The following is a 12,265-nucleotide window of genomic DNA, read 5'->3' on the forward strand; positions in this document are numbered from 1 at the left end:
TTTGACTGATCCGGGGATCAGGCGAAAGTGGGGTCAACGGTTGTCAAAGTAAGTGATTGACGGCGAGCGGTTTAGCGCTGGTAGTCGATCACGTTTCCCTCATTTGGGACTGCAAAGGTAGGGGCAAAAGCCCCCCTTTGTCAAGGGCCCGCCAGAAAATAATTAACGAATGAGACAGCGTTCATCAGTAAGTCGCTGACAGACGCTCACTTAGCTTCAATAGTTTTTTAAAACTTTTTTGCGGGTTATTAGATGCGACCTCATTTTTGGCGGTAAAAGGTGTACTTCTTCCCTATAAGATCACTAAATTCACTAGCCTTCGTCGTTCATTGCGCCTGCGATAAAGTATATTGCATACTTCTTTTTGGAAGCACAGTGTTCCAACAACTTTATGAAGATACTTCACACAGCAGATTGGCACTTGGGTAAGCGACTCCTGGATTTTCAGCGATTGCAGGAGCAGCAGACGGTATTAGAGGAAATTGTTGCCATTGCCGATCATGAGCAGGTTGATTTAGTATTAATAGCAGGTGATTTGTTTGATACGTTCAATCCAGACCCAAAAGCCGAAGACTTATTATATAGTACTCTCAAGAATTTAACGGCGGGCGGTAGTCGGCCCGTGGTGGCAATTGCCGGTAATCACGATAATCCAGACCGCATCGAAGCCCAAGATCACTTTGGTCGTGAGTGTGGGATTATTTTTGCGGGTTTCCCAAAAACAGAGGTTCGTTCGTACGAACTAAGCTGCGAAGCCAAGTTACTTCGATCTGCGCCAGGCTTCATTGAATTGAAATTGCCTAAACAAGATGCACCGGTTCGTATTATTCTTACTCCCTACGCCAACGAATCCCGGATGCGATCCTATTTTGGCCAGACGAGTTTTGGTGATGAACTGCGGCAACAGCTCCAGCAGCACTGGGCCACGCTGGCGGACACGTTCATGGATGATAGAGGCATCAATCTGTTGACTGCGCATTTGTTCGTAATGAAACGAGGAGGGGAGCAGCCTGAGGAATCGGATGACGAGCGAAGCATATTACAGGTTGGTGGCGCATCGGTAGTGTATACAGATATGGTTCCTCCGCAGGTGCAGTACACGGCGCTGGGGCATTTGCACCGGTACCAGACGATTGCTGGTGGTCCCAGTCCTGTTGTCTACAGTAGTAGCCCCTTAGCGTATAGTTTTGCGGAAGCCGATCAGCAGAAATACGTCATTTTGGTGGATGCCAAACCGGGAGAAGCGGTTACGGTTACCCCAGTTGCCCTGAAAACAGGCAAACGATTGTTACGTCCTCGATTCAAAAAGGTGACCGAAGCGGTTGACTGGCTGAAGGAAAATCCAAATTGCTACGCTGAGATTACGTTGCAGACAACAACGTATCTGACCAGCGAAGAACGACGTGAACTGCAACAGGCCCATGAATCGCTGGTGACCATTATCCCCGATGTACGGGATGTTGACATTCCTGAACAGGAAGCGACGCAGGCTATCGATCTGACTCAAAGCATGGAGTCGCTGTTTGCCGACTATTTTAAAAGTAAGAACAAAGGACAGGAGCCCAACGATCGGCTTCAGCAGCTGTTCAAAGAGATTTTAGCAACCGAATCTGAATGATACCCATCAAGTTATCCATTCAAGGGCTTTATTCATACCAGGATAAACAGGAAATTGATTTTCAACAACTAATCCAGTCTAGTGTATTTGGTATTTTTGGCAAGGTAGGGAGCGGTAAAACATCGCTGCTGGAGGCCATAAGCTTTGCGTTGTACGGCGAAACCGAACGGCTGAATAGTCGTGATAATCGTCAGTATAATATGATGAATTTGAAGTCGAAGCAGTTGCTTATCGATTTTGAGTTTCAGGCGGGGCCCGAGCAAAACCTGTATAGATTCATCTACGAAGCGAAACGTCACGCCAAAAAGCATCATGAAGTAGGTCCTGGCGAACGTCGAATGTTCATTCATAAAGACGGCACCTGGATGCCAATTGGTAACGAAAAAGAAGACATTGCGCTTTTGTCAAAGGAAATCCTGGGGCTGGATTACGATAACTTCAAGCGAACAATCATTATTCCCCAAAACCAGTTTCGAGAGTTTCTGGAGCTTAGTCCCCGCGAGCGGACAGAGATGATGAATCGCCTGTTTAAGCTTGATCAGTACGATCTGGCGGGTCGGGTCGGGAAGTTGAGTAAGGCTACTGATGAACAGCTCTCTGAGTTACGTGGCTTACTAGCTCCCCTTGATGCAGTAACCCCGGAGGCAATAGAACTAGCCAACGATGATATTACCCGTATATCGGCGGCATTAACCCGGAAAGAAGACGAAATTAAGCAACTGCTTCCCGATGAGCTCCGCCTACTCGATAGCCAGAAGCGACGTAAAACGCTGGCTACAGTTCAACAGGAACTTGGTTTGCTGCTTACGCAGGCTCCCGTTTATCGCCAACTCGACAGCGATCTGGCTATCTACGAAACCTGTTTACTCCTGTTTCAAGCCAATCTAACCAATTTAGATAAACTACAGAATAAGCAATCTTCACTGGCAGACTCAGAACGTAAAGCAACTCAGCATCTTGGTACCATTTCGAAGCAACTGGCCAGCTTACAAGGATTGTACGATGCGGCAAAGCAGGCGTATGAGACACGTAATGAATTGCTACAAAAGATTGACGAACTGGATACAGTTCAGCAAATCAGAACCCTACAACAATCAATCAGTCAGCAGGAACGTAACCGTAACTTGCTTGCGATACAGCTTGAGAAACAGGCCAGCCAGCTTGACCGGCACAAAACAAACCGTGTTACCCAGCAGCACGTACTAGACAGCGCATTTGGTCAGACCTCGAATCTGGAGCGTCTGTACAAAGTAAAAAACTGGTTTACGGCTTACAAGCCTCTTAAGAAACAGGCGGACGATCTACAGACTGCCCTTGACAAATACGATCAGGCCGTTGACCAGATTAAACAACGTAAGGATACAGTGTTGGTCGGATTCCCGCCGGAATGGGCGGAGTTGACGCTGAAACATCTGCCTGATCAGATCGACGAGGCTTTGACTCAACTGAAAAAAATTCGGGAGGAGCGGGAAGTCAAACATCGACAGGTATTGGTTCAGGATGAACTTCGGAAATATGCCGACGCTCTACGAGAAGGAGAACCTTGTCCGCTTTGTGGTTCGGAACATCACCCGGCCCGTCACAGCAGCAATAGCGAAGTCGCTGATGTCGAACGAAGCCATACTGCTTTACAGAAAGTCGTCCAGCGAATTGACGATACGACAACGCTGCAACTAACAATTAAGGAGCTCACCACGCAGTTACGTGGTGAATTGACCAACAGCAAACGTCTAACTCAGGAACGCGGAGCGATTGTTCAGCAGATCACAGCGCACGAAGACGCGTTTATCTGGTCCGAATTCTCAATGGAGGAGGAAGGTAGCGTTACGCAGGCCATCAAGCAGGAAAGCGATAACCAGCAGAAAATTCAGGCTGCGCAAAAAGTGATTCGGGAACTGGATCAACTCATCAGCGAGGCCGAAGTAGAGCATGTTACGTTGGCCCAAAAAGTAGCTGACGCCGATAAGGCAATCTCGGGTCTGAATGGTCAGTTGAAAGGTGAGGTTGAATCGCTGGAACATTTTCGGCTTGACGAGGTAAACGGGTGGGGGCTGGATCAGATCGCTGATCTCCGCGAGTCGCTGGATCGGGTGTATAAGCAGACTAAGCTCGATTTTGACGAGGCTGATACCCGGAAAGGGAATGCCGAAAAGGAATTAGCAGGCACTAAGGCGCAGCTTTACGAACTGGCCAACCAACTAACCGACATTGCGCACGAAATCCAGACGTTAGAAACTACGATCAACAAGAATCTCTCAGATCAGGGACTGGCTCTAGAACAGGTAGAGCGAATTCTGCGGTCTTCGTTGAACGTAGCACAAGAAAAACAGCGAATTCAAGAATACAACGACAAACGAGGTAGTTTGCAGCAACAGGTTGAAACGCTCGAAATCGAACTGGCCAAACAGCCATTCGATCCGGCTGCGTTAGACGCCATTCAGCGTCAGTTGGCAGACCTACAAGCGCAGAAAGATGCGTTCAATAAAGAGCATGGCCGGGCAACAACCATACTGACTACGCTTGAAACACAGTGGCAACAGAAACAGGCCCATCAGAATCGCTATGACGAGCTTGATCTTCGGCGGCAGGATCTAAAGAAAATGGATGAGTTATTTCGGGCTCAGGGTTTTGTCAACTACGTATCGTCGGTTTACCTCAAAAACCTCTGCGAATCAGCCAACGAGCGCTTTTTCAAGCTGACTAACAATCAACTAAAGCTGGAGCTGGATGATAAGAACAGCTTTCAGGTGCGTGACTACCTCAACGGGGGTGAAATACGTAGCGTCAAAACGCTGTCGGGTGGGCAAACGTTTCAGGCTGCGCTGTCACTCGCGCTGGCGCTATCAGACAATATCCAGCACCTGACCAAGGCCAAACAGAATCTGTTTTTCCTTGACGAAGGATTCGGTACGTTGGACAAAGACGCGCTCCAGACTGTGTTCAAAACCTTGAAAGCGTTACGTTCCGAGAACCGGGTAGTAGGTATTATATCGCACGTTGACGAACTCCAGCAGGAAGTTGATACGTTCATTCGGGCCGAAGCCACCGAAAACGGCAGCCGGATTGTTCGAAGCTGGGAAGAATAACTTCTCAATGCTTTTTCAGGGCCGGTCGCATTATTAACAAACCGTGAACTGGGCTCCGCATCGGACTGGCTTCCTTACTTTTACGTGGTAGATAATTCAGGAAATCTAATGAAAACTATTACTACGTTAGGCTTGATCTGCTGTCTTGCAGTGGCTGGATGCCGTACGGAAAAGTCAGCGTTCACGACAGCTGTATCGCAAAAGCCAGTTACCACACTGGCATTCGGCTCCTGTAGTCGGCAAAGTCGGCCTCAGCCACTGTGGGATGACATTGTCGCGCAGAAGCCGGATGTCTGGATTTGGCTTGGCGATAATATTTATGGCGATTCGGAGAATATGGATACGTTGCGGGCCAAGTATGCTATACAGAAATCTAACCCGGCTTATCAGCAATTGCGTCAATCGTCGTCGATTGTGGGTATCTGGGACGACCATGATTATGGCGTTAATGATGGAGGGAAAGAGTACCCGAAACGCCGGGAAAGCCAGCAACTCATGCTCGATTTTTTGGACGAGCCCGCCAACAGCCCATTACGTAAACAGAAAGGAGCATACTCCGCACATACGTATGGCCCGAAGGGGCAACGAGTGAAGGTGATCTTATTGGACGCCCGGTACTTTCGCGATCCGCTGAAAAAAGATGGTAAAGTGAACATACCAGATCCAAGCGGAAAAATTCTGGGCGAAGCACAATGGAAATGGCTAGCGAACGAGCTAACCAACTCCGACGCTGACGTTCATATCATCGGAAGCGGCATTCAAATCCTGCCCGAAGAGCACGTCTACGAAAAGTGGGTGAACTTCCCTACCGAGCGGAAACGACTTCTAGACTTACTAGGTAAGACGAAACCCAAAGGAACATTTTTGATCAGTGGCGACCGGCATATGGCGGAAGTTTCCCGCGTGAGCGTGCCGGGACTGGGCTATGATCTATACGATATTACGAGTAGTGGCCTAACGCACGTCTCGGAGCCACATGAAGAAGCCAATCGGCATCGTGTAGGACCAATAGTGTCCAAATTGAATTACGGTCTCGTAACAATCGACTGGAACGCGAAGCCCGTGACTGCAACCATCCGTATCAACGGCGATAATAGAGAAACCTACCTGACGCAGGAGATCAAGTTTTAGGAAAGGAGGAAGGGAGGAAAGGAGAAGGGGAACATGAATAACGTGGGTTACCGATGGCCCCTTTGTTCATTACTCCTTTTCTCCTTTCCTCCCTTCCTGCTTTCCTCCTTTTTCTATTCCTTATTAACCATCTGCATAATCTCTTCCGAAACGCCGGTCATAGAGAAACCGCCGTCGTGGAACAGATTCTGCATAGTCACCATACGAGTCAGGTCAGAGAATAACGTAACGACGTAGTCAGCGCACTGATCCGCCGAAGCATTGCCCAGGGGAGCCATTTTGTCGGCGTAGTCGTAGAATTTATCAAACCCACCGATGCCACCGCCGGCCGTCGTTGGCGTTGGCGATTGCGACACCGTATTGACCCGCACTTTACGGTATTTACCGTAGTGGTAGCCAAAGCTCCGGGCAATCGATTCCAGAACGGCCTTAGCATCGGCCATATCGGTATAGAATGGAAACGTCCGTTGAGCAGCCATATAGGTCAGCGCGACCACGGAGCCCCACTCATTGATGGCATCCAGCTTGTAGGCGGTCTGCATCATTTTGTGGAACGAAAGCGCCGAGATGTCAATACTTTGCTTGAACCAGTCGTAGTTCAGGTCGCTGTACGGCTTTCCTTTACGAATGTTTGGACTCATACCGATGCTGTGCAGCACGAAGTCAACTTTCCCGCCCAGAATCTCAGTCGACTGAGTAAACAGCTTTTCGAGATCATCTACTGACGTAGCATCGGCTGGAATAATTTCGGCGTTGCAGTGCTGAGCCAGTTCTTTGATCGCTCCCATTCGCATGGCGATTGGTGCGTTAGTCAGCGTAAACGTTGCGCCTTCTTCCTTTGCCTTCAACGCGACTTTCCAGGCGATTGATTTTTCGTCCAAGGCACCCGAAATGATGCCGTGCTTTCCATTTAATAATCCGTATGTCATTCTAAATTAGTTTCGGTCAGTTACTTAGTCTGCTAATAGTTCTGCGGCTCTTATCGCCAACGGTGGGCCAAAGTTAAATTATTTTTTGGGGAGCATAGCCTTTATGGGTGCGGAGTCCGTTTGTAGTGGCATCATCAGCACTTGTTCCATAAACGCCTTCGTTGCCTGATAAACCCCATTTACATCTCCTGATGTCAGGCGCGACGCAATAACATGCTCCCCTGCTTTTGGGAAAGCAACTTTCCGTTTCTGATCTACTGCCGTACCAAGTTGGTCGTACATAGCCAGCATGGCCGGCACAGAAACGACTTTATCCTGATTCGCTTCATCTTTGTAATAGTACCCCAGAAAAACCGGTTGCTTTACTTTCCGAAACTGTTCGGGTGTCATGAACCGCTCCAGCATGGTTTGCAGGGTTATCAACCCGTTTGTGTGGTACGTTTGTAGCCAGTAGCGGGCACGCTCGGGCTTATGCCAGGTAACGGTAACGTGCTCCCCGCCGAAAATCTGGCTCATGAGCTGTTTGCCCCAGGGTTTTGTTACCAGTTGAAGCGCTGAATTGGCCGTAGCAATGCAGGGCGAGTACAAAATCAGACCGTGAATTTCAGGATGATGGGCCGCAAGATAAAGCGACAGCATTCCCCCAGCCGATGTCCCAATGACAACAACTTTTTCGCCCAGCGCCTTACCGATAGTCAGCGCCCGTTCGGCAGAAGCTGCGTACGTAGTGGGCGTCATGTCTTCCAGAGCGTCGGGTGAATTGACGCCATGCCCGGCGGTGCGAGCCAGGTACAAGTTACAGCCAAATGCTTTGGCCAATTGCTTATGTACGGGATCTCCCTCGGCCCAGCTGGCCGTAAAACCGGGCAGGTAAATCAAACTATAGGGCGTTTTTACTTTCTTCGAGCTATCGGCCCAGATGATACGCGCTTCGTTGTCTGGTCGCAGCTTGGCGTTACGTTCTGACTTGGTAATACTTTGCTCTAGTTTAACTAGATCAGGGTCTACCGTAATCGTTTCCTCGTTGATCTGCTCATACTCAGCCGTCGGCCCGGCTAGGTAGCCAACAACTAGAACGGCCAGGATTAGACCAGTAATCAGCAGTATTCGCTTCATACGTATTCTTTAATATCCATCCGAATACGCCAGTCTTTAGGCAGGTAATTATTTACCCGATTGCCCACCCCTTTTACCCAGCCCAGGTTCTGGTCTTCGTACTGCGCCAGTAGCCAGCCTTTCACCGGCTCATCGAAAACCAGATTTTCCTTCTTGAAAAAGCGCAGCGCATTTTCTTTGGTCAATGCGACGGCAGGTAGCTCTTTACTTATAGCGGTACTCAGCGCCAGTGTATGCGATGGAATAAAATCGGTTCCTTTAAACTGTCCCATCTCCAGCCCAAAACCTTTGTTTCGGATAGCGCTATCCAAAAACAGGAACTGCTTTTCTAGTGCTTTGGGCAACGCCATTACGTCACCATTGGGCTTTTCCCAGTACGAAAACTCGTTTGGGTGCTTCAGCCATTTCATAGCGGACGCCGTTTCGCGGGGGCGCAATGCCCGGATGCTGCGAAACGTTCGGGCATCTAGCTTGACCGCAGCAGTAAAGGCCGTCTTTTTGAAGACGCTGACAAAGAAACCTTCGCCCTTGACCTTATGCGGGTAACACTGATAACCAATGGCTTTTTCGGTTTCCTTTTCCATAACGTTCCATTCCTCGGGCAGGTCGAGTGGGCGGCTGCGGAAACCGTTTTCGGTCAGAAACTGTACGTTTTCCCGATTCTCAGCGTCGTTATACGTGCAAGTACTATAGATGAGAATCCCACCTTCGTCCAGCAACGGAGCAGCCGCAGCCAGAATTCGCTTTTGCCGACCGGAGCAAAGCTGGACGTTCGCTTCTGACCATTCGTCCATGGCATCGGGATCTTTCCGAAATAGCCCTTCGCCGGAGCAAGGCGCGTCGACCACTACAACATCGAAGAATCCAGCCAGATTGGTCATGTCTTCGGCGTCGTGGTTACTGACGACTACGTTCGGATAACCCCATTTATCCAGATTTTCCCGAAGCACCGATACCCGGCTTCGGATCACCTCGTTACAGATTAACATGCTGTCTGGCGAGAGCATCGACGCCAGCAACGTACTTTTTCCGCCCGGTGCTGCGCACAAATCCAGCACACGAACTGGCCGGTTGAGATTGACCGTTTGCCGGAGCGCTTCGCTTAACAACATCGACGATGCTTCCTGTACATAGTAGCTCCCAGCCTGGAACAGCGGGTCCAGCGTAAAATTGGGTCGTTCGGGCAAATAAAACCCTTCGGCGCACCAGGGCACCGGTGTCAGGCCAGTCGTATCCAGTTGCGGCTTACGGGGATTGACGCGAATACTGACGGGGGCTTCCTGTTCCAGTGCCTGTTCGAACGCCGGGAAGTCGGCTCCGAGTTGTTGCTGCATCTGCTCCTGAAACGCCGGAGGAAGGGAATGTCTATTCATTGAACAAAAATACGGAACAGTCAGGCGGTTTTCGCTAAACTTGTAACATGACTGATTTGCGGGCGCGATTTGCGCGAATTAAAACTTTTGTATTTGACATCGATGGCGTTTTTACAGACGGCCAGGTGCATCTACTGGCGTCTGGAGAGCGCTACCGGACTTTTGACATCAAAGACACGTATGCCGTCGAGCAGGCAGTGAAAGCTGGTTACAAAGTTGGCATCGTCTCTTCCTCAAACGCGGAGGGCGTCCGCCGATGGTTAGGCGTCATGAACGTTAAGGATATTTTCATGGGTGGCCCACCCGACCAGAAATTAAATGCTTTTCTGGGATACGTAACTAGAGATAGTCTGAACGAAGCCGAGTTGTTATACATGGGTGACGATTTGCCTGATTACCCGATTCTCAAACGTCCGGACGTACTGGCTACTTGTCCCGCCGACGCGGTTAATGAAGTAAAATCCATTTGTTCGTATGTTTCACCAAAATCGGGCGGCCATGGTGCCGTTCGCGACGTAATTGAACAGGTTATGAAAGCCCAGGGTACGTGGGCCACTAACTTATAAGCATTCTTTACTATGAAGATTTTCTTCCTGACGGTTTCTTTATTAGCCACTTCGTTGATCTCAAACGCGCAGAGTAATATTACCCTCGTCATCCACGGCGGGGCGGGTACCATTACGCGAAAGAACATGACCCCTGAAAAGGAAAAGGCGTATCGTGAGGTCTTAAACCAAGCCCTTCAAACAGGCTACGCCATTCTGAAAAAAGGGGGTACCAGCATGGATGCCGTTGAGGCTACGATTCGAGTCATGGAAGATTCCCCTTTGTTTAACGCTGGGAAAGGGGCCGTTTTCACTCACGATGGCAAGAACGAAATGGACGCGGCCGTTATGGATGGAAAAACGCTGAAAGCTGGCTCTATTGCCGGCGTAACGACCATCAAAAACCCTGTCAGCACCGCCCGCAAAGTCATGGACAAATCGGAACATGTGATGATGATCGGCTCAGGTGCTGAAGCATTCGCCAAGAAGCAAAGCATGGAAATTGTCGATCCATCGTATTTCTACACCGAAGCCCGATGGAAAGCGCTACAAAACGCCATTAAGGAAGAGAAGCCATCGCTCGATCATACGGGCGATACAACCGGCTCCCTTATTGATGATAAAATCTTCATCGAAGGTAAAAAGTACGGAACCGTAGGCTGCGTAGCGCTGGATAAGTTTGGCAACCTGGCGGCCGGCACATCGACCGGTGGCATGACTAACAAACGGTACGGCCGCGTGGGCGATGCGCCCATCATTGGCGCTGGTACGTATGCCAACAACACTACCTGTGCCGTGTCAGCCACGGGGCATGGCGAATTCTTTATCCGGTCAGTGGTGGGATACGATATTTCTGCGCTGATGGAATACAAAGGCTACAGCGTGAAAAAAGCCGCTGATGAAGTGGTGATGAAGAAACTGGTCGAACGCGGTGGTGAAGGGGGTGTTATTGCGTTGGATCGAAAAGGCAATTTCGCTATGCCCTTCAATTCCGAAGGCATGTACCGGGGCTACATCAAAGCCGATGGCAGTAGCGAGGTACTGATTTACAAAGATTAATCAAGCTCCATTCCTGGTCAGGCCAGAACCCGGGTGGTGTACTCATCAACAACATCACTCGGGTGGACTTCCAGCACATTAGCCAGAACCAGCAGTACTAGAGTTCGCGAGGCAATTTTGCGGGAAATACCAGCGATAGAAGCAAAGAGGTCGACCGTAATGCTGTTATGCTCCCCTAAGTGCTGCATCAGTTTCCGTTCTTTCTCGCCGTAACTAAACCGAATATTACGGTCGGCCTGACTGCCTTTCAGGATTTCCCGTACTTCACGGCTTGCCTGCACCGACTTGTCGGCCACCCGGACATATACTTTTTTGGTTTCAGGTTCGGCCGGATCAGGCAGAATGTAGTGGGGGCGATCTATGCTGGGGGGAACGCGAATAACCAGAACCTCCCGCTCGTCGGGAAGCTGAACCCGATCAATAGTGTAGGAAATACGCGGAAAACAGAATTTATGAATCGCCCGAACGAGCAGGTACTCGTCTTCGTCGGCATATTTCAACCCGACGATTCGTTTATCATCGCCTACTCCAATTAGCATAATACCGCCGTTGGTATTGGCAAAGGCAACCACGCCCTTGATAATTTTCTCGGGGTGATTTGTTTTCAGCTTGAACTCTAAATTGCTACCCTCTCCCCGTCTCACCAGGTTTTTGAGTGCCTGATAGTCCATAACCGATGGGTTCAGCTGGTTGACTACTGAATTAGGATAAAGATACGGCTTTTCCACAAATTTGCAAGTCTTCAACAAGTATCTCTATTTTGCTATGGAAAGTCAGGGCATGGCGGCCAACTTTTCGTTGTAACGAACCGTTATCAATTCACAGCGTACTAAACTTTCACTAGTCAAATAACACAAAAATGCTGGTAAACGTTGCCCTAGTTATAGGAACCTTCCTGTTTATGGAGGGCGTTGCCTGGTTCACCCACAAATACGTTATGCACGGTTTTTTGTGGAGTTGGCACCGCGACCACCACAACCATCACAAAGGATTTTTTGAGTGGAACGATCTGTTTGCGATCGTCTTTGCGACCGTTGCTATCAGTTTAATCGTAACAGGCGTTGAGGTGGAAAGCCTGCGTTTCCTGGCCTGGATCGGAGCAGGTGTCACGTTATACGGCGTCTTTTATTTCGTCTTCCACGATGTAATAGTACACCGTCGGGTCAAAACGAAAATCGATACCAGCGGACGGTATATGCAGCGCATTATGCGGGCCCATTACGTCCATCACAAGGTTCATACAAAGGAAGGTGCCGAGGCTTTTGGCTTTCTGTACGCCCCAAAGAAGTATGACCGTGCAGTAAAACAGAAACAGACAATCTCCAATAGTAAGTAAGGCTCTCTTGCGGCTAGAAACAAAAAGGCGTAACCCGATCGATGAGGTTACGCCTTTTTGTTTGAGTTCTGC

Annotated in this window: 10 protein-coding genes; 6 read left to right on the forward strand and 4 right to left on the reverse strand. The window is 49.4% G+C overall.

From position 1 onward, the window contains the following. Positions 1-391: 391 nt before the first annotated feature. The 3 genes from ACYVAD_RS23870 to ACYVAD_RS23880 all read left to right on the forward strand — a co-directional run bounded on the left by ACYVAD_RS23870 (position 392) and on the right by ACYVAD_RS23880 (position 5,835). Positions 392-1,618: a metallophosphoesterase family protein gene (locus ACYVAD_RS23870; RefSeq protein ID WP_461142068.1), complete on the forward strand. Its 1,227-nt coding sequence runs from the start codon at positions 392-394 to the stop codon at positions 1,616-1,618. After that, positions 1,615-4,704: an AAA family ATPase gene (locus ACYVAD_RS23875; protein ID WP_461142069.1), complete on the forward strand. Its 3,090-nt coding sequence runs from the start codon at positions 1,615-1,617 to the stop codon at positions 4,702-4,704. The genes ACYVAD_RS23870 and ACYVAD_RS23875 overlap by 4 nt, the downstream gene beginning before the upstream one ends. 108 nt (positions 4,705-4,812) lie before the next feature. Further along, a complete protein-coding gene (locus ACYVAD_RS23880) occupies positions 4,813-5,835 on the forward strand; it encodes an alkaline phosphatase D family protein (protein ID WP_461142070.1) in 1,023 nt (340 codons plus the stop codon). 113 nt (positions 5,836-5,948) lie between these two features. Here ACYVAD_RS23880 and ACYVAD_RS23885 read toward each other — a convergent pair whose 3' ends face one another. The 3 genes from ACYVAD_RS23885 to ACYVAD_RS23895 form a co-directional block, all read right to left on the reverse strand. Then, positions 5,949-6,764 carry an enoyl-ACP reductase FabI gene (locus tag ACYVAD_RS23885; protein WP_461142071.1) on the reverse strand — a complete coding sequence of 272 codons (816 nt, stop codon included), beginning with the start codon at positions 6,762-6,764 and terminating at the stop codon, positions 5,949-5,951. A gap of 78 nt (positions 6,765-6,842) precedes the next feature. Then, the gene (locus tag ACYVAD_RS23890; RefSeq protein ID WP_461142072.1) at positions 6,843-7,880 is read right to left on the reverse strand and encodes an alpha/beta hydrolase; all 1,038 of its coding nucleotides are present in this window, start codon (positions 7,878-7,880) and stop codon (positions 6,843-6,845) included. After that, positions 7,877-9,253 carry a methyltransferase RsmF C-terminal domain-like protein gene (locus ACYVAD_RS23895; protein ID WP_461142073.1) on the reverse strand — a complete coding sequence of 459 codons (1,377 nt, stop codon included), beginning with the start codon at positions 9,251-9,253 and terminating at the stop codon, positions 7,877-7,879. The genes ACYVAD_RS23890 and ACYVAD_RS23895 overlap by 4 nt, the downstream gene beginning before the upstream one ends. 47 nt (positions 9,254-9,300) lie before the next feature. On the opposite strand from ACYVAD_RS23895, the gene ACYVAD_RS23900 reads away from it, so the two are divergent. Next, complete coding sequence (locus ACYVAD_RS23900) at positions 9,301-9,819, forward strand: KdsC family phosphatase (RefSeq protein WP_461142074.1); 519 nt, start codon at positions 9,301-9,303, stop codon at positions 9,817-9,819. Positions 9,820-9,831: 12 nt separating this feature from the next. Continuing rightward, a complete protein-coding gene (locus ACYVAD_RS23905; RefSeq protein WP_461142075.1) occupies positions 9,832-10,857 on the forward strand; it encodes an isoaspartyl peptidase/L-asparaginase family protein in 1,026 nt (341 codons plus the stop codon). Between the two features lie 17 nt (positions 10,858-10,874). On the opposite strand, the gene ACYVAD_RS23910 is transcribed toward ACYVAD_RS23905, so the two are convergent. Beyond that, positions 10,875-11,543: an AlbA family DNA-binding domain-containing protein gene (locus ACYVAD_RS23910; RefSeq protein WP_461142329.1), complete on the reverse strand. Its 669-nt coding sequence runs from the start codon at positions 11,541-11,543 to the stop codon at positions 10,875-10,877. 173 nt (positions 11,544-11,716) lie between these two features. On the opposite strand from ACYVAD_RS23910, the gene ACYVAD_RS23915 reads away from it, so the two are divergent. Beyond that, positions 11,717-12,193 (forward strand): sterol desaturase family protein, encoded by a 477-nt coding sequence (locus ACYVAD_RS23915; protein ID WP_461142076.1) that lies wholly within the window; start codon positions 11,717-11,719, stop codon positions 12,191-12,193. The last annotated feature ends 72 nt before the right edge of the window (positions 12,194-12,265 follow it).

Source organism: Spirosoma pomorum (assembly GCF_054776615.1).